The 18,870-nt window shown below is 38.9% G+C and carries 19 protein-coding genes and 1 pseudogene; 12 read left to right on the top strand and 8 right to left on the bottom strand.

From position 1 onward, the window contains the following. Positions 1–6: 6 nt before the first annotated feature. Entirely contained in the window at positions 7–1,305 is a 1,299-nt protein-coding gene (locus HGD76_RS10820) for an ABC transporter substrate-binding protein (protein WP_168695781.1), read from the top strand. Positions 1,306–1,495: 190 nt separating this feature from the next. Here HGD76_RS10820 and HGD76_RS10815 read toward each other — a convergent pair whose 3' ends face one another. From HGD76_RS10815 to HGD76_RS10805, 3 genes are all read right to left on the bottom strand, one after another. Continuing rightward, positions 1,496–2,749 carry a bifunctional folylpolyglutamate synthase/dihydrofolate synthase gene (locus tag HGD76_RS10815; RefSeq protein ID WP_168695780.1) on the bottom strand — a complete coding sequence of 418 codons (1,254 nt, stop codon included), beginning with the start codon at positions 2,747–2,749 and terminating at the stop codon, positions 1,496–1,498. An 85-nt stretch (positions 2,750–2,834) separates the two neighbouring features. Then, positions 2,835–2,960: a photosystem II protein Y gene (locus tag HGD76_RS10810; protein WP_148761662.1), complete on the bottom strand. Its 126-nt coding sequence runs from the start codon at positions 2,958–2,960 to the stop codon at positions 2,835–2,837. A 186-nt stretch (positions 2,961–3,146) separates the two neighbouring features. Then, positions 3,147–3,650, bottom strand: a complete 504-nt coding sequence (locus HGD76_RS10805) for a gamma carbonic anhydrase family protein (RefSeq protein WP_041457827.1) — start codon at positions 3,648–3,650, stop codon at positions 3,147–3,149. A gap of 239 nt (positions 3,651–3,889) precedes the next feature. Between HGD76_RS10805 and HGD76_RS10800 the strand changes: the two genes are divergently transcribed. The 7 genes from HGD76_RS10800 (at position 3,890) to HGD76_RS10775 (ending at position 8,739) form a co-directional block, all read left to right on the top strand. After that, positions 3,890–4,405 carry a TIGR02652 family protein gene (locus HGD76_RS10800; protein ID WP_168507414.1) on the top strand — a complete coding sequence of 172 codons (516 nt, stop codon included), beginning with the start codon at positions 3,890–3,892 and terminating at the stop codon, positions 4,403–4,405. 6 nt (positions 4,406–4,411) lie between these two features. Continuing rightward, a complete protein-coding gene (locus HGD76_RS25850) occupies positions 4,412–4,546 on the top strand; it encodes a hypothetical protein (RefSeq protein WP_267904356.1) in 135 nt (44 codons plus the stop codon). Then, a complete protein-coding gene (locus HGD76_RS10795; RefSeq protein ID WP_233467173.1) occupies positions 4,491–4,634 on the top strand; it encodes a hypothetical protein in 144 nt (47 codons plus the stop codon). The genes HGD76_RS25850 and HGD76_RS10795 overlap by 56 nt, the downstream gene beginning before the upstream one ends. Further along, positions 4,579–4,809 (top strand): hypothetical protein, encoded by a 231-nt coding sequence (locus HGD76_RS10790; protein WP_168695779.1) that lies wholly within the window; start codon positions 4,579–4,581, stop codon positions 4,807–4,809. Before HGD76_RS10795 ends, HGD76_RS10790 begins: the two co-directional genes overlap by 56 nt. Before the next feature lie 21 nt (positions 4,810–4,830). Further along, positions 4,831–5,253 (top strand): VOC family protein, encoded by a 423-nt coding sequence (locus HGD76_RS10785; protein WP_168695778.1) that lies wholly within the window; start codon positions 4,831–4,833, stop codon positions 5,251–5,253. Positions 5,254–5,404: 151 nt separating this feature from the next. Continuing rightward, positions 5,405–8,236, top strand: coding sequence for a M16 family metallopeptidase (locus HGD76_RS10780; RefSeq protein ID WP_168695777.1), 2,832 nt, complete (start codon positions 5,405–5,407; stop codon positions 8,234–8,236). An 89-nt stretch (positions 8,237–8,325) separates the two neighbouring features. Beyond that, positions 8,326–8,739, top strand: a complete 414-nt coding sequence (locus HGD76_RS10775; protein WP_407644803.1) for a cupredoxin domain-containing protein — start codon at positions 8,326–8,328, stop codon at positions 8,737–8,739. A gap of 114 nt (positions 8,740–8,853) precedes the next feature. On the opposite strand, the gene HGD76_RS10770 is transcribed toward HGD76_RS10775, so the two are convergent. Further along, complete coding sequence (locus HGD76_RS10770; RefSeq protein WP_168695775.1) at positions 8,854–9,105, bottom strand: hypothetical protein; 252 nt, start codon at positions 9,103–9,105, stop codon at positions 8,854–8,856. Between the two features lie 92 nt (positions 9,106–9,197). Between HGD76_RS10770 and HGD76_RS25845 the strand changes: the two genes are divergently transcribed. Beyond that, on the top strand, positions 9,198–9,320 hold the full coding sequence (locus HGD76_RS25845; RefSeq protein WP_267904355.1) for a hypothetical protein: 123 nt from the start codon (positions 9,198–9,200) through the stop codon (positions 9,318–9,320). A 328-nt stretch (positions 9,321–9,648) separates the two neighbouring features. On the opposite strand, the gene HGD76_RS10765 is transcribed toward HGD76_RS25845, so the two are convergent. Further along, entirely contained in the window at positions 9,649–9,816 is a 168-nt protein-coding gene (locus tag HGD76_RS10765) for a hypothetical protein (RefSeq protein WP_168695774.1), read from the bottom strand. A 112-nt stretch (positions 9,817–9,928) separates the two neighbouring features. Here HGD76_RS10765 and HGD76_RS26380 point away from each other — a divergent pair. After that, positions 9,929–10,992 (top strand): annotated as a pseudogene (locus HGD76_RS26380) (IS1634 family transposase); the annotation flags it as partial. A gap of 83 nt (positions 10,993–11,075) precedes the next feature. On the opposite strand, the gene HGD76_RS10755 reads toward HGD76_RS26380, so the two are convergent. After that, the gene (locus HGD76_RS10755; protein ID WP_168695773.1) at positions 11,076–11,930 is read right to left on the bottom strand and encodes an RNA polymerase sigma factor; all 855 of its coding nucleotides are present in this window, start codon (positions 11,928–11,930) and stop codon (positions 11,076–11,078) included. A 457-nt stretch (positions 11,931–12,387) separates the two neighbouring features. Between HGD76_RS10755 and map the strand changes: the two genes are divergently transcribed. Continuing rightward, positions 12,388–13,215 (top strand): type I methionyl aminopeptidase, encoded by an 828-nt coding sequence (gene map / locus HGD76_RS10750; RefSeq protein WP_168697424.1) that lies wholly within the window; start codon positions 12,388–12,390, stop codon positions 13,213–13,215. A 114-nt stretch (positions 13,216–13,329) separates the two neighbouring features. On the opposite strand, the gene HGD76_RS10745 is transcribed toward map, so the two are convergent. Next, the gene (locus HGD76_RS10745; protein ID WP_233467172.1) at positions 13,330–13,890 is read right to left on the bottom strand and encodes a peptidoglycan-binding domain-containing protein; all 561 of its coding nucleotides are present in this window, start codon (positions 13,888–13,890) and stop codon (positions 13,330–13,332) included. A 509-nt stretch (positions 13,891–14,399) separates the two neighbouring features. Further along, positions 14,400–15,497 carry a calcium/proton exchanger gene (gene cax / locus HGD76_RS10740; protein WP_168695772.1) on the bottom strand — a complete coding sequence of 366 codons (1,098 nt, stop codon included), beginning with the start codon at positions 15,495–15,497 and terminating at the stop codon, positions 14,400–14,402. Positions 15,498–15,758: 261 nt separating this feature from the next. Here cax and HGD76_RS10735 point away from each other — a divergent pair, with 261 nt between their 5' ends. Beyond that, a complete protein-coding gene (locus tag HGD76_RS10735; RefSeq protein ID WP_168695771.1) occupies positions 15,759–18,410 on the top strand; it encodes a DUF3536 domain-containing protein in 2,652 nt (883 codons plus the stop codon). Positions 18,411–18,870: the final 460 nt, after the last annotated feature.

Genomic DNA, 18,870 nt, shown 5'->3' with positions numbered 1-18,870 from the left:
ACTACGATGATTCGATTGCAAAAATTTAAACAACTGGTTTGTTGGGCATTACTGGGCTTATTTACTAGTTGGCTGGTTAGCTGCGGCATAGGTAATGTTGGCAATAATCCCAAACCTGCTAAAACTGGAGTTGTCACGATTGAGTTTTGGACAATGCAACTCCAACCGCAATTTACCAACTACTTTCAAAGTCTAATTACGACTTTTGAATCACAAAACCCAAGTATAAAAGTTAAATGGGTAGATGTGCCTTGGTCGGCAATGGAGAATAAGATTTTAACAGCAGTCTCCGCAAAAACCCCACCAGATGTTGTTAACCTTAATCCCGACTTTGCTTCCCAACTTGCGGGTAAAAATGCTTGGTTAGATTTGGATGCCAAAATTCCCAGTCAAGTCCGTTCCACCTATTTACCAAATATTTGGCAAGCAAGTAGCCTCAATGGTAAGAGTTTTGGCATTCCTTGGTATCTCACCACGCGACTAACTATTTATAATACCGATTTACTAAAACAAGCGGGTATTACGAAACCTCCTGCCACTTACGCAGAATTAGGGCAAGCAGCGCAACAAATTAAAAATAAAACTGGTAAGTATGCTTTCTTCGCTACCTTTGTTCCCCAAGACTCTGGTGAGGTGTTGGAATCTTTGGTACAAATGGGTGTCACCCTAGTTAATGCTGAAGGTAAAGCTGGTTTTAATACGGATAAAGGAAAAGCTGCTTTTCAATATTGGGTAGATTTGTATAAAAAAGGTTTGTTACCAAAAGAATCTTTAACCCAAGGGCATCGTCATGCCATAGATTTATACCAATCTGGAGAAACGGCTTTTTTAGCTTCTGGGCCTGAGTTTCTGAAAACCATTGCTAATAATGCCCCCAAGGTTGCCCAAGCTTCGGCAATTGCGCCACAAATTACGGGTGATACAGGTAAGAAAAATGTTGCTGTCATGAATATCGTAATTCCTCGTGATAGTAAATATCCTGATGAGGCTGTTAAATTTGCTTTATTTGTTACGAATGACGAAAACCAATTAGCCTTTGCTAAAGCTGGTAACGTCCTACCTTCGACAATTAAGGCTTTGTCGGATACTTACTTTAAGGAAGTTCCCGCTAATGCTACGACAGCGGAAAAGGGGCGGGTAATTAGTGCGACACAATTAAAACAGGCTGAGGTATTAACCCCCAAACTCAAAGATTTTAAAGTTTTGCAAAAATCAATTTACGAAAATTTACAAGCGGCAATGTTAGGACAAAAAACTGTAGATAAAGCTGTGGAAGATGCTGCCCAGCAGTGGGATAATCGGTAATTGGTAATTGTCAGAATCAGGATAACCAGGATTAAAGGATTTACAGGATGTTATTGTTGATGAGACTATTGGAAATAGGGATTTTTTAATGATAGAAAATATCAATCAAAAAATTCATAAATTACAATCCTGTACATCCTCAAATCCTGGATATCCTGATTCTGACAAAAAAATCGCTTACTTTCTTTTTTTAAATTCCATTTGCCAAAAAATAACCAATTAAATACAAAGAACCACATAATACAACTTGATTATCTGTAGCAATAAAAGCAGCATCTAAGGCTGACAACACATCTGAATAGGTGTGACAAAAATTTAAATTTGGACAAATTGATGTTGCTAACTTAGCTAATTCTGCTAAATCTGCTGAATTACTATCTGGTACGGGAACTAAATATAATTTATCTCCTGGTTTAAGAAGTTCATGAAAAATCTCACCATGATCTTTAGTGGTTAACATTCCCATTACCCAAGTTATATTTTTGGTGTTGAGGCTATCTACATAATCACGCAAAACTGTGGCTGAAGCTGGGTTGTGTGCGCCGTCAATGAGGAGTTTATGACTTTTCCAAGTTATCCATTGCATTCTCCCTGGCCACTTGGTTTTAGCCATTCCTTGAATAATAGCTTGTTCAGAAATTTGCCAATTTTGTTTTTGCAGGATTTCCAAAGCTGCTAATGCTAAAGCTGAATTATGTAATTGAATTTGTCCCTGTAATGGTAATGGATATTTTATAAATTCAGAACTTTCTATTTTTTGATATTCTGCCCAATTTTGATTAATTTGTCGAGATGGTTGCGGGGTAAAAATTGGGCATTGTAATTCTAGAATACGCGATTGCACGACTTTCTCGGCATCGGCTGGCAATGAACCCATAACCACAGGACATCCTGGTTTGATAATTCCCGCTTTTTCTTTGGCAATATGGGCTAAAGTGGGTCCAAGTTGTTGCCAATGTTCTCGACTAATAGAAGTAATAACTGTTATCAAAGGATTATCACAGACATTGGTGGCATCTAAACGCCCTCCTAATCCTACTTCAATGATGGCAATATCAACTTGTTTCTGGGCAAAATATAACCAAGCCGCAGCGGTAATTACTTCAAATTGGGTAGGTGATTCTTCCTCTGGGTTAATAGCTGCTTGAACTTGCAGTATTAATTCACACAGTTTATTATCATCAATTGGTTGTTCATTAACACAGATTCTTTCTGTCCAATCAACCAAATGGGGAGAGGTGTAGCGTCCGGTTTTATAACCAGCCTCAGTAAGTACCGCAGACAGGTAAGCACAAACAGAACCTTTTCCGTTAGTCCCAGCGACATGAATAATTGGTACTTGGTGGTGGGGATTTCCCAACTTTGCCAATAAATCGACAATTCGAGACAATCCCAAATTCACACCAAAATGCTGAAAAGGTCGGAGTAAAGAATCTACGTTCATGGTGATTAGTGATTGGTAATTTGGATAAATAACTTCCCTGTTCTCTATTACCCATTACCAATCACCTATTACCCATTACCTAAAATTATGCTTCTCTGCTCAAAAAGTTTTGGACTTGTCTAAGAGCAGCAGCACCGATATTGAAAACAGCCCAACCAGCAGCGATCGCTATTGGTGCTAAAACAATTAATACACGATTATCAATGTCCATATCTAGAAGTCCTCTGTAAATTAAAAAATCTTAAGTTTTATCAACAGTTCTCAACTTTTATTGTGATCTGAAGTGGGGAATTTTTTCAAGCTTATATGTAAAGTTTGATTAAAAGTCAGGGAAAAGGTGACAGGTTACAGGTTACAGGGAGCAGGTAAGAAGTTTATTCCAATCACCAATGACCAATCACCCATTAGCAGCATGAAGCAGGGCTAATTGATAGTATTTTTCAGCGTGTTCTATGAGTTCGGTGATTTCTGTGTCTGAGAGTTGACGGACTACTTTACCGGGAACACCCATGACAAGAGAACCGGGAGGGACATTTTTAGTGACTACTGCACCTGCGCCGATAATACTGCCTGTACCGACCCTTACACCATTTAGGATAATAGCACCAATACCAATTAAACTACCACTTTCAATGTGAGCAGAATGTACCACAGCGCGATGGCCGACAGTGACATGATCTTCTAAGATTGTGGGTACGCCTGGATCACCATGGAGAATTGCGCCGTCTTGGATATTTGTACATTCGCCAATTTCAATTCTTTCTACATCACCTCTAACCACAGATCCATACCAAACGCTGGCTCTGGCTGCTATGCTTACAGAACCAATGATTACAGCGTTGGCTGCCACAAAAGCAGCTTGAGAAAATTCAGCAGATTTCCAGTCACAAGAGATAGACACGATAGAATATGGATATGGTACCCAGGAACACTGGAGAAACTCCAACCTTTAGGGCTGGTTGCCAAACCAGAATATCACAGCGTTAGACTTCTATCGTCAGACGGTTGTGAAACTTGTTCTCAGGCACTATCTTCATTTTTATGTAGCAGTGAGCAAGTTATCTAAAGTAGTGGAGCAGGAGTGTAATCTTAAACCTACTGGTGCTGGCAAAAAAACAATACTATGTTTATACGCACTTCATGATAAATCCAGGCTTTCAGTACCCGATATTTGGCCCGGAAATACAGTGTCCTCACTGTCGCCAAACTATTTCGGCTTTAACATTGACGGATACTTATCTGTGTCCCCGTCATGGCGCATTTGAAGCTGAACCCAAAACTGGGGAGTTAGTCCATTTACAGTCTGGTCGTCATTGGCGCAGATGGGATGGTGAATGGTATCGTCAACATACTCATCCTGATGGGATTCGGTTTGAAATTCACGAAGCTTTAGACAAGCTTTATACTCAAGGTTATCGGGCTACGAGGATAATTGTCGCTAACCGTTATCAGGAGTTAATGAGTGGCTATTTGGAACGGAGTACACCTTGGCGTTCTGGACAAGGGGAAGTTGCTACGGGGGCGCGGTTATATGGTTTACCTGTAGAGTTTAGCCCTGATTCAGCCACAGAACCTTGCTGGGAAGTGATTAACTTTGATTTGGATAAAGAACCTGGTGTACCGGTGCGTTACCCATATTTCCGGTTGTTTGAGTAATAGTCAGTGGTCAGTGGTCAGTGGTCAGTAGGGGCGAAGCATTTGGAAGATAAATTATCGGTCATTACCAAAAATAGTTCTCCAAATGCTTCGCCCGTACAGTGGTTTGTGGTCAGTAGGGGCGAAGCATTTGGAAGATAAATTATCGGTCATTGCCAAAAATAGTTCTCCAAATGCTTCGCCCGTACAGTGGTTTGTGGTCAGTAGGGGCGAAGCATTTGGAAGATAAATTATCGGTCATTGCCAAAAATAGTTCTCCAAATGCTTCGCCCGTACAGTTGTCAGTAGGGGCGAAGCATTTGGAAGATAAATTATCGGTCATTGCCAAAAATAGTTCTCCAAATGCTTCGCCCGTACAGTGGTTTGTGGTTTGTGGTAATAAAGAACTAGCAACCGACAACTGACAACTGACAACTGACAAAATTATGCACCATGCTTCCATTAGAACGGCAAATATCCATCTAGCGATCGCTTTTTATGAGCAGCTAGGGTTTACGGTGGGCGATCGCTTCACCACCGGTTATACTCTAGCTTGCTGGATGGAAGGTTTGGGCGGGAGAATTGAACTCATCCAAATTCCTCAACCCAAACCAGCCCCAGATGCTTTTAATGATGAACATTATGTCGGCTATTATCATCTTGCTTTTGATGTGACTCAGATCACACCAGATTTACCAACTTGGTTGGAAAGTTTAAAAACACGGTTAGCGACAATAGAAAATTTACCACCTCTGAAAATTCTTTTAGAACCTACACAGCAGCAAATTGGCGATAACATCTTAGAAGTCGCATTTATCGCTGATTTTGACGGATTACCTCTAGAATTTTTACGGTTTTTGCATAAATAGGCTGTAAATTAGTATTTATGCCCTTGGGGTGATACAATATTTTTCCTTTTCAGGTACATTTCTAGTTTCCATGAGGTACAGAAACATTTGCCCAATTTTTTAGTCACTCAATATATGTAACTTAAATTACATATATCTATTCGCCAAAGATATGTCTTTTTTCTCTATCGCCCAACGACATCGCTTTTCTTTAGTCATCTTGAGTATCTGGATCATAGCCGTTTTTGTGTTAAATCAAGATGCTGCTTTGAGCGGAGAAAGGGCGGATTTTTCCACCTCTTCCCACAACTCCAACCCAGAAAAATCTCAGAAAACATTAGTCGCTAAAGAAACACCAAATCTCGCTATTACAGCAAATGTTCATAAAACAGTCCTTGATAATGGTTTAACTGTGATCACTAAGGAGGTTCATAATGCTCCTGTGGTGACAGTGCAATTATGGTACAAATTTGGATCAGGTCAGGAAGCATCTGGGGTAAATGGTATTGCCCATCAATTAGAACATATCATGTTTAAAGGTACTAGCAATCGTCCTATCCAATTTGGGCGGTTATTTAGTGCTTTGGGCAGTGATTCTAATGCTTTTACCAGTTATGACCAAACCGCATATTACAATACTGCGGAACGGGATAAACTCACGGCTCTGTTGACGCTAGAAGCAGATAGAATGAAAAACTCGCTGATTGATCCTCAACAGTTAGCTAGTGAGAAGCGAGTAGTTATTTCTGAATTACAAGGTTATGAAAATAGCCCCGAATATCGTTTAAATCGCGCTGTGATGGTGTCTGTTTTTCCAGATCATCCCTATAGATTACCTATTGGGGGAACTAAGGCTGATGTGGAGAAATTCACAGTTGAGCAAGTGCGAGAATATTATCAAAAATTCTATAGTCCTGACAATGCTGTTTTGGTAATTGCGGGAGATTTTGACACCGCACCAACTTTGAAAACTGTGCAAACTGTGTTTGGAAAAATCCCCAAACGCCAATATTCACCCCATCATCTCATAACTCCATTACCTGCCGCTACTCCTACACCTGCAATTAAATTACAAGAACCGGGGGGAAATCCATTACTCCAACTAATTTACCCACTTCCCCAAATCAATCAACCAGATATTCCCGCTTTGGAAGTTATGGATTATATCTTGACTGCGGGCAAAAATGCTTACTTGTATCAGGAATTAGTAGAATCGGGTTTAGCTAATAATGTTTCGGGAAATGTTGCTAGTTTACGTGGGGGTGGTTGGTATGAAATATTAGTGACAGGTTCAGGAAATCAGGACTTAAATAAAATTGATGCAGCGGTAATAAAGGCGTTAGGAAAACTTGCCAAAGTCGCTGTGACAGAAGAACAGATAGAAAGAGCAAAAACTCAATTAACAGCTTCAGTTATTTTAAATAACCGTGATATTACCAATCAAGCCATGCAATTGGGTAATGATCAAATCACGACGGATAATTATCAATATACAGAAAAGCACTTAGTAAATATTCGGAAAGTCCAAGTTGCTGATGTGATGAATGTCATCAATAAATATCTACAACCAGCAGCCCGAAAAGTCGGATTTTTTGAACCTACTCAGCAAGCAGAAACTAACCAAAGTTCATCTTACTCGACGCAAACAGGAGATAATTTTGCTGTTGATGTGGCTGTAGTTCCAGCGGAAGTCAAGAAGTATTTACCACCTCTAGATATATTACCCAAAACCCAACAAAGACAAATCCCCCAACAGTTACAGCTTGCTAATGGGTTACGCGTGTTACTGTTACCAGACAAAACTACACCAACAGTGACTTTGAGCGGATATATCAAAGCGGGAACAGAATTTGAGGCAGATAATCAAGGAGGATTAGCGTCTTTAGTGGCAGCAAATCTGATGAATGGCACGAAAACCAAAGATATGCGAACTATTGCCCAAGGATTAGATGCAAAAGGCGCAAATTTGGACTTTGAAGCTTCTCGTGAAGGTGTACGGATTAAAGGTAGTAGTTTAGCGGTGGATTTACCAGTTTTGCTGGGGACATTGACGGATGTAATTAGAGATAGTACATTCCCAGAAAAAGAGTTTGCACTTTCACGTCAACAAGCTTTAACTTCCCTAGATTCAGATTTAGATGATCCTGATAAGGTTGCAAATCGTATCTTTGTGCAGTCTATTTATCCGAAAAAACACCCATTACATACCTTCCCGACTGCGGAAAGTATTGAACAAATTCAACGTCAAGATGTAATGGCTTTTAAAGCCCAACATTATCGTCCTGATACCACAGTTTTAGCAATCGTCGGTGATTTTGATGTTACCAAAGTGCGATCGCTCATTCAAGCAAAATTAGGAAATTGGCAAGTAAACGGCAAACCACCAACGGTAAAATATCCCAATGTGGGGATGCCAAAAAATGTAATTAATGTTAATCCTGTTGTTCCTGGTAAACCCCAAGCGATTACTTACATGGGTTATACGGGAATTAATCGTCAAGATAAACGATTTTATGCGGCGATGATCTTGAATCAAATTCTCGGCGGTGATACATTATCGAGTAGACTAGGGGCAGAAGTGCGCGATCGCCAAGGCCTAACCTACGGAATTTATAGCAATTTCATCACAGGTAAGAATGTTGGTACATTTCTCATTGAAATGCAAACCAGTCCAGAAGACGCACGCAAAGCAATTTCCAGTACCCGCAACCTCCTGAAACAAGTTCATCAACAAGGTGTGACAGCACAGGAAGTAGAAACAGCTAAACGCAATTTAATCAGCAATTATAATATTTCTTTGGCCAATCCCGAACAGTTAAGCCAGAGAATGGTGATGAATGAAGTTTACGGCTTGAATCAGATAGAATTGCGCTCATTTATCAGCAAAATAGAACAAGTTAGCCTCAATCAAGTCAATCAAGCTGCCCGTGAATTACTTCATCCTGATAAAATTGTGGTTGTCACAGCAGGTCCACCAATTCTGGCACATAAAAAGATTAAATGAATCCTATTCATGGATAATGGGAACAGGTGTGATTTGCAAATATCTATTCAGTCATGAGTAACTTTTTGATTTGTTTATTCTCTCTGCTAATGAGTCTAGTAATAATGGGTACGTCTCCAGCAACAGCAGAGAATCTATCTAGTAATCTCCTCAAACAACCACCAATAGAGATTACAGTTAGCTTGGGTAATGTTGCTAATGAATTAAAATTTGAGCCAAATCATTTAGAATTTACCTCTGGTAAACGCTACAATCTCAAGTTAAATAATCCTAGCTCACAAAAACATTATTTTACCGCTAAAGACTTTGCTGATGCAATTTGGACTCAAAAAGTCGAAGCCGGCAATGTAGAAATTAAAGGGAATATTCACGAATTAGAACTTAAACCTGGTGCAGAAGCAGAATGGGTATTTGTCTCCATGAAACCAGGTAAATATGCTTTAGGATGTACTATAGCTGGACACGCAGAAGCAGGAATGAAAGGAGAAATTGTGATTAGGTGATAATCATAAGCGATCGCTTACCTCGGAATACTCCCCCAAACCATAATATCCCAATGTTAATAAAATATACTCTAAACGGTTAAAACTTGGACTATTATACTCAACACGGCTTAATCATTTGATTCTGTGGGTAGGGGTTTTTATGAAGTTATTTTTAATAATAGGAGACTTCCAATAAAAAAAATATCCTAAAATTTCTTGTGGTGTAGGCATCTTGCCTGCTGATAATACAATACAAGGACGGGCAAGATGCCCATCCCACAAGATTGGATAGCGTTCGCGGAATAAGTAGGGCGATCGCCTGTCCCACAAAAAGAAAAGCGATCGCTCTTTGGTAAAATGGATTTGATGAAAGAATTTAATCATAGGAGTGGTGCGTTACATTTCATTAACGCACCCTACAAGATCAAGCGATCACACTTAAAATAATTAAACAGCACAAAGCAGGTGTAATTATTATGCAAGCTATTTTTTGGACTCTAGAAGAAGTGGCCCAAAGAGCTAAACAATTTTATGAAATTGTCAAAGGTTATCACTATTCTGTAATAAATAAAACAAAAGGCGATCAGACTAAAACGTAGGTCTGGTTGGCGACAGACAGCCATTAGGGCGTTGTTTGAGATGATGATTACCTTCACCTTCAAATCCTAAATTCAATCCGTCCAAAGTCATTTGAGCCAAGACCGTGCCTTAAAAAGGTGAGCTGCTGAGGCAGGCGAGGCCCCAAGTCCAAAGACAAGAGCCACTACAGCAAGGAGACCAACTAGTTTCTGCAAAATCTGTGGGACTTTCATTATTCCGCTCCTGAAGAAGAGGTGGGTTAACGACATCGTAACCCACCAAATTTACTAATAATGTAGCGCACCCTCGAATATCAAGTGGCTCGCACTGTCAAATTCCAATCTTCAATTATGGGCAAACTCCAAATGGGGGTTTAGCAGAATTTCCCTCTCCTTGGAATGTCAAACCCCGTCCGTCAAAAGTCATTTGAGCCAAGGTAGTCCCATATTTGCTATAGATAGTAGCAAGGTAACGGTTATTTCCAGGAACCGGAGAAGGGACTGAAAGGGAAGACATATCGGCCTTTGTCCAACATGTGCCACCAGGACCTGTTGGCTTGGAGTATGATTGGAAAACGTATTTCTCCGACGGTAAATTTCTTTGCAGCTGAAGACAAAATTATTGAGAAGTAGTCAAAGCAATTATTCTCAATGGACTAGGTTTTGTATCAAGACCACTATATTTATTTCCAGAATTCTTTCAAGACAAAGCCGTAGAACATTTAATAGGAGGAGGGATAAAAGCGGAAGATTTAAATGACGATAAAATAGGTAGAGTCATGGATAAACTTTACAAATATGGCTTAACTAAATTATTCTTAATCATTGCCTTAGAAGTAGTAAAGAAATATGGAATAGACACAAAATATTCCCATTTAGACTCAAGCTCATTACATTTACATGGAAAATATGATAATTGCCTCAATAATCCAGAGAAAGAATTAGGAATAAACAAAGAAAATCCGATTAATATCACACAGGGGTATATCTCGAAGAGAAAGTATCTTATGGAGGAATAGAGCAAAGATGGTTATTAGTAGAAAGTGCAGAGAGGAAAAAAGCAGACTTAAATAAACTAGACAAAAAAATCCAAGAAGAGTTTTTGAAAGTTAACAAACAAGTAGCGAAATTAGAACAGGAAGAATTTCCAGATAAATCTTTGACAGAATTAAAAATAGAAGAAATAACAGCCAAATTAAAATATCATCAAATATCAGACTGGGAAATTACTCAAACCAATCAAGGGAAAACAACAGTTTATAGAGTGAAATGTAAATTAAGAGAAAATCAGGAGTTAATTAGACAACAGCAAAACTCTTGTGGCAGATTTATTTTAGCCACCAATATTTTGGATACGATTAAGTTAGAGTCAGAAGAAATCCTCAAAATATATAAAGAACAACAATCTACAGAAAGAGGATTTAGATTTATCAAAGACCCGTTATTTTTCGCGGATAGTCTGTTTGTGAAAAATCCTGAAAGAGTAGAGACAATGATGATGTTAATGGCATTATGCCTTTTAGTTTATAATTTAGGACAAAGATAATTAAGAATGTCATTGAAGGCACAAAAAGCCACAGTTAAAAATCAACTGAATAGACCCACAGAATCTCCTACATTAAGATGGATATTTCAATGTTTCCAAGGTATTCATCTTTTGATGACACAAGGATTTCAACGAATTCTTACCTTGGGGATATTTCTGAACATACTGACTTAGGGTTATTAGTTTCTGTTTTTGTCTAGCTGACTTTTCCTCTACAACCAAGTGAGCATTCAGTTCCAACCCAGAGAATTGGGTGAACTGTACCAATGAGGTGGCAATGTTTCCAGACATATTAAGGTGACTTTATAGTTAATTTCTTCCTGCTTGCTGTTTGTTGGTATTGATGATTCCCAATCACAAATCACTGCACCGCACTGAGCTTGTCGAAGTGTTTCATCAGATTGCAACTTTTCTCCCATGGAAATATCCTTTTTTAAGGCTGGTGAGAGGAAATAAATACAAGTGTTATCTTCCCCTGCCAGATACTTTTTTAACTGTTTTTGCAGAATCTTTCGCGCCTTTAGAATACGTTTGCGAACGTTCTCTTCAGAGATGGTGAGTTGCTTGGCGACATCTTGATAGGATTTGTCTTGGCAGCAGTGTAAAATAAAAGGATGGCGCAGTCTGTCAGGTAAGGATTGAATTTTGTGGTGAAGATATGCTCCCATTTCCAAAGTCAAAATATTGGATTCAGGAATTTCTACACTAGCAGCAAATTCTTGATGTTCTGCAAATTTAATATCGTCAATGTTTTCAATTCCTGTGGCTTCTCGTTTACGTTTTCGATGCACATCCATGCACAAATTATGAATAATGCGAGTTAACCACGCTTTAGTATATGTGATTTTATTTGCAGATTTTTTCCATTCATTCCAGGCTTTGAGCATTGCCTGATTTAGTGCATCTTCGGCATCATGACAATTACCTCCCATCCACTTTCGGCAAAGATTGTAAAAATCATCTTGATATGATAGCCATAACTGCCAAAAATCCCCACAATTATTTGGAGATAAAATTTCCATCTCGGAAAAGCAGAATAAGAGTTCTTGTTCTGGAGTCGCTTGTATATATAACTTCCTGTTCATTATTTAAAGTCCAAGCAATGATGCACTTTACACAAGGAAGATAATACAACACTGTTCGGTTAATAGACAACGCAACTTAACAAATGCTTATAAATGTTGGGTTATGGCTGATACATTATGCTCCCAAAGCGATACGCCACACCATGTCCAACGCCTCCGTCAGAGATACATAAACCTTCCATCGCTCCCCAATGTTGACGCGAACGAACCAGGGTATTTAAGGATGATAGGAGATCAGTAGATTATAAGTAGTCAGACAAAATTAAATTCACTCGTTGAGAGAGGGAACACCGGAACAGGGAACATAAAAATTAGTTGGTAATTAATTTTGTACACTTATCTGTGTTTTTCTAAAGATGCAAAAATAAGTTAACGTAAATATAGATATTTTTTGCCAATAAATCTCAACAACTTCACAGCTAACCGGTAAAAGCACCCCTAATTCCTAAACTTCATGATGAATATTTTCACCAACCTGCTTTCGCAACCAGCCCAGCCAAAACCCGAAAAACAACAACGCCGAGGGATTGAAATTAAATCAACCCGTGAAATCGAAATTATGCGGCAATCAGCGAAGATTGTGGCAACTGTTCTTAAAGAAATTTCTGAGTTAGTGCAACCAGGAATGACAACGGCTGATTTAGATGCTTATGCCGAAAAACGTATCCGCGAAATGGATGCCACTCCTAGCTTTAAAGGGTATCATGGCTTCCCCGCCTCGATTTGCTCTAGTATTAATCATGAAGTTGTACATGGAATTCCTAACTCTAAAAAGGTAATCCGCTCAGGAGATGTATTAAAAGTTGATACAGGTGCTTTTTATCAAGGTTTTCATGGTGATTCCTGCATTACTATCGCTGTGGGTAATGTAACAACTGAAGCCGCAAGACTGATTAAAATAGCGGAAGAATCTTTATATAAAGGGATTGAACAGGTAAAAGCTGGTGTCCATTTGACAGAGATTGCAGGTGCAATTGAAGATCATGTCAAAGCCAATGGGTTTACAGTAGTGGAACAATTTACTGGTCATGGTGTAGGTAGAAATTTACACGAAGAACCAGCGGTTTTTAACTATCGAACTCGTGAAATACCGAATGTGAAATTGCGTTCAGGAATGACTTTAGCAATTGAACCAATTTTAAATGCTGGTTCTAAAAATACCAGAATTTTAGCTGATAGATGGACTGCGGTAACAGTTGATAATGCTTTATCTGCTCAATTTGAGCATACTGTATTAGTGACAGATAGTGGGTATGAAATTTTGACTGATAGAAATCATCTTTAACTATGATTCTTTTGATTTAGATGATTTATATGACAAATGACAAATGACAAATGACAAACGACAAACGACAAATGACAAATGACAAATGACAAATGACAAATGACAAATGACCAATTAAATTGTTAGTTCCCACCAAGTTTTTTGACCAACCACACCATCTGTTGATAGACTTCGACGATTTTGAAAGGCTTTAACAGCAGTTTCGGTAACTGGTCCAAAAACTCCATCAATAGGTAGTCCATAACCATTAGACATTAACAATTTTTGTAAAACTTTCACAGATATGCCTGAATTACCAAAACCAATTACGGGCATAGGTTTATTCTGGGTTGTGTGATATCCTGTTGATAATTGAACATCTTTTTTATTGGTCATAGGGATATTCCCAGCATCAGCTAATTCAAAAGAACTGCTGGATGTCTGTTTTTGTGTGATTTGGTTAAATATTTGGTGTCGTCGGAATGAGAGAATTGAGAGATTAGTTGGGGAAGTTTCATTTATGTGGATAAATTCTGGTGGTGTAATTTGAGCAGAAGAAACTAACTTATTTGATTGATGATTTGTTAGCTGTACACCATTTTCTAGGTAAAACAAGGTTTGGTTTAATGGAAAATGGGGTATAGTTAGTGATTTCTGATTAAATACACCCATCATCAGCAGTCCGATTTCATTCATTGTCTTTTATAATTGTATTTATTTATAAAATGGGAAATGGCAAAAGCAGAGAAGAACGGATATAAACTGGCACTGAGTTTTTTGAAAAATCAAATATTAGTCCTATATATGTAATTACTATGATCAAATAGTAAAAAATATTTAGGGAAATTGATATATCATAAATCTATCCCACCTTCCGCACCCTAAACTGTCACACAAGGAAAAATGGTCATTTGGGGATTTGAGATTGGCGATAGCCACCCAAGATTTCGACGATTCTGTATCAAAATTATCATTAAAGGTATTCAAAAATCCGAAATTACCGATTGTGACACTGGGGGGTGCGGAATGTGGGATCCATAGCTCGATATCAAAAGAATGATCTGATTTGACACTATAAGAATTATTGATTTTATTCATCTATCTTAAGGGAGTTATTTTTGAAAAAATATTTAGGACTTGGTAGAAGAGAAAAATTCCCAATTTATGAGATCGGGAATTTTAGACTTTTGATCAGGTAAGATATTTTAACCGATACTGTTGGCAACTGGATGGAAGTAGAAGGCAAAACCCAAGACAGTATAAGCAGCTAGGAGTAATGTCCCTTCTAACCAATTAGATTTACCATCAGAACTAATGCTATTAGCAATTAAAACTGATACAGCAACAGCGACTAATTCAAAGGGGTTAAAATCTAAATCCATGGGTTGCCCAGTTGCCCAACCGGCAATTACTAAAACCGGGGCCACAAATAGGGCAATTTGCATACTTGAACCCACAGCGACAGACATAGCCAAATCCATTTTGTTCTTCATGGCTACGGTAACTGCGGTAGCGTGTTCAGCAGCATTACCGATAATAGGAACTAAAATTACCCCGGTAAATAGGGCGCTTAAACCTAGTTGAGATGTAGCGACTTCCAATGAACCAACTAGTAGTTCTGACTCAAAGGCAACTAACAGGGTGCAAACTAAAAGGACACCACTCCATAACCAAACATTTGGTTTTTTATGGACAACTGCTTCTGCTTCCTCTTCGATATCTGCCACACCAACATCATACAAATAAGCATGAGTTTTCATGGAAAATAGCAGTGTTAAGCCGTAAACTAGAATTAAGACGACAGCTACAGCTAGGGAAAGATTCTGTACGGTTTTTTCACTAATCCCTATGGAGGTATAGTTCATTGCTGTTGGTAACAAAATGGCAATTACCGCCAAATTCATAGAAGAAGCATTTACACGAGCTATGACTGATTCAAATGTTTGTTCTTTGTAACGAATTCCGCCTAATAACATGGATAAACCCATGACTAAGAGTAAATTACTGATAATTGATCCAGTTATACTAGCTTTGACGACATCAATTAAGCCCGCATTCAGGGCAACTAAGGCAATAATCAATTCTGTGGCATTGCCAAAAGTCGCGTTTAAAAATCCACCTATTCCTGGTCCAACAACTACAGCTATTTCTTCCGTAGCTGTACCCATCCAAGCTGCTAGGGGGAGTATAGCTAATGCAGCGGTGATGAAAACTATCAAGTCTCCCCATTCTAAAAAGTGGGCTGTTAGAGATATGGGTATAAACAACAGCAGCACGCTGAAAATAATGTTCTTGATTGACATTTTTACCTTTAGTTGAGGGGATATCTGCACAGGGACTAAAACATTATGTGCATTTGAACACCTATCATATCTGTCAAGGATGGTGATTGGTAATTGGTAATTGGGGTTCGATATTATTCCCCTTTTTTTCCTGACTTCTATTAAAATTTAGTTTTGTTTCACAGGTGTTATTTATAACTGATTTTATGAGAAAACAATTGTAGAAAGGTAGATATAGTAAGAATATTCTGCAAAATTACACATTTATTTGGATAAAAATATATGACTTTGGCAGCGGAAAAACCCAGTAGTTCTGGCTCAATATTACCATTAGATCAAGAGCCTAAATCCAGTCCTGAACATGATCCCCTGAAAACTGCTCAGGGTGTTTATGTCACGGTTCATGGTCATTTTTATCAACCTCCTAGAGAAAATCCTTATCTTGATGCGATTGAACGTCAACCCAGTGCTAGTCCTTTTCATGACTGGAATGAGCGCATTCATTGGGAGTGCTATCGTCCTAATGCCTTTGCTAGAGTCTTAAATGACCGAGGCGAAATTGTGAAGATTGTGAATAATTATGAATACATGAGCTTTAACATTGGGCCAACGCTGATGTCGTGGTTAGAACGCTACGATGGGTCCGTTTATCAGCGGATTTTGGAGGCTGATGCTAAAAGCTGTGATCGCCTCAATGGTCATGGGAATGCGATCGCTCAAGTCTATAATCACATTATCCTTCCCCTAGCCAATGAACGGGATAAACATACACAAATTCGCTGGGGTAAGGAAGATTTCCATTCTCGCTTTGGCCGTGATCCTGAAGGAATGTGGTTGGCAGAAACAGCCGTAGATTATGCCACCTTAGAAGCATTGGTAGCAGAAGGGATTAAGTTTATTATTTTAGCCCCTTCTCAAGCCCAGCGTTGTCGTCCTTTCCCCACAGATGATGATTCTGATAGTCAATGGCATGAGGTGGGTGGTAATCAGATTGATCCTACTCGTCCTTACCGCTGTTATTTAGATAGCGATGAATCTGCAAACAAATCAACTGCCTATATTGATATCTTTTTCTATGATGGTCCGATTTCGCGGGATATGGGTTTTAGTGATGTTGTCTACAATTCCCATCATTTTGCGGGACGCATTGGGGCAGCTATTCGCGGGGATCATCGTCAGTCCCAATTAATTTCTGTAGCTACAGATGGGGAAACCTTTGGACATCACAAAAAAGGCACAGAAAAGACTTTAGCCTATGCTTTTATTGGTGAGTTTCCCCGTCATGGTTGGACTGTCACCAATTTTGCCCATTATTTGAGTTTAAATCCTCCCTCTTGGGAAGTAAAAATCAAGTCTGTGACGGCTTGGAGTTGCGCCCATGGTGTGGATAGATGGCAAGATGATTGTGGTTGTGGTGGTGAAGGGGGCGTGTGGCATCAAAAATGGCGACGGCCGTTAAGAAATGCTTTAAATTGGCTGCGGGATCAGTTAATTGATGTTTATGAAGAATATGGCAGTGCATTATTTCGTGATCCTTGGCAAGCGCGGGACGAATATGTTCATGTCATGGGCGATCGCACTCCCGCTAATATTAACCGGTTTCTATCCCGCCATCAAACTCGCAAACTCCAAGCGGTTGAACAGGTAGAAGCTTTACGCTTGTTGGAAATGCAGCGTCACTCTTTACTGATGTTTACCAGTTGCGGCTGGTTTTTTGAGGAAATTTCCCGTCCAGAGGGAACACAAATTTTGCGTTATGCCTCCCGTGCTTTAGAATTAGCCGGAGATGTGGCAGGTATCCAATTAGAAAAGGAGTTTCTTAAACGTCTAGGTTTAGCCCCTAGCAATGTGGAAGAGTTTAAAAATGGGGCTGAGATATATCGTCGGTTGGTGCTAACTGCCCAAATTGGCTTTAAACAAGTTGCTGCCCATTACGCCATTACTTCCCTATTTAATCATCACCAAAATACTGCCCCTGGACAAGAGACAGATAAACACCCCCATAATTATCATCAGCGTGTTTACTGCTATGATGCCCATGAGCTAGATTATCATAAGCAGAGCCTGGGTCCACTAACTATGGCAGTCGGGCATTTGCAGCTAGTGTCAAATATTACTTGGGAAAATGAAAATTTAGTATTTGCGGTTTTGCATTTGGGTGGTTGGGATTTTCATTGCTGTATTCAAAAGTTTGAAGGACGACGTAACTATAGTCAAATCAGAGAAAAGCTGTTTGCAGCCTTGCAACAGGCTAGTATCGCTCATGTTATTTTGGTGATGACTCAACTATTTGGTGATGAAGCCTTTAGTTTGCAAACTTTATTTGCGGAAGAACGTCACCGCATTATGCGGTTGTTGAGTCAGGAAACACTGGCACGATTAGACCAGTTATATACTCAAGCCTATAGGGATAATTACGGTGTAATTATGGCCTTTCATCGGGATGAATTGGAAGTACCACGAGAATTACAGGTAGCAGCGGAGATTGCTTTGGGTTATCGTTGTTTAACAGCTTTAAAATCCCTAGAACAAGATATTAGCGAACTACAATTAAGCTGGAATCTGATTGTAGAATTAGAAGCGATCGCTACTGAAGCCAAACATCTCCGTTGTCAATTAAATATCCCCGATGGTAATCAAATTCTAGAACAATTGATAGTCCGGTTATTGTGGCAATTATTGTATGATGCCAATAGCAAAATAGATACAGATATCCAACGTTTAGAACGATTGATTGATGTTGGTCATAAATTACATCTTGGCATTAATTTAAACCATTCTCAAGAACTTTACTGGAGTTGTTTACACAGTCAAATATTGCCACGAATTACCAGTATTGATAATGAAGCCGAAACTATTCAATGTCGTCAATTGCTAAAATTAGGACAAAAATTAGCGGTTGATGTCAGTCCTTATTTAGATAAATTGGCTTAAATTTATATGGTGGGCAATCCCCACCATGATCTTACGGTTTAATCTTGGGGAGGTTTACAATGGTACGGATACAGCCACTGACATTTAAAGAGTCCATGAGTATGTTTTTCTAAAAAAGATCCAGTATTGTACTTTTTTGAGATATTAATTCCGGCTTTTGTTTTGATTTCATAAAGCCAAGGAAAAGACACTATCAGAACAGCCATAACACCGAAGAGATACAAAGAAAAAGTTACAGCTTTAGGAAATTTGCGGGACTGAAAATTGATTTTTTTAGGCATAGAAGTGGTAAACCCAATGTCTATTATAGCTTAAAGATGTCTATTATAGCTTAAAAATCAAAATATGGTTTTGATTAGGTTAAGGTTAAAAATAGTTATGTCGTAGGTTGGGCTGGCAGAAGGAAACCCAACAAAACTCTTGATAATGTTGGGTTTTGCTATCACTCAACCCAACCTAC

It is taken from the genome of Dolichospermum flos-aquae CCAP 1403/13F, from assembly GCF_012516395.1.
Classification (GTDB): domain Bacteria; phylum Cyanobacteriota; class Cyanobacteriia; order Cyanobacteriales; family Nostocaceae; genus Dolichospermum; species Dolichospermum lemmermannii.
This window is presented reverse-complemented; position numbering and strand designations above follow the sequence as displayed.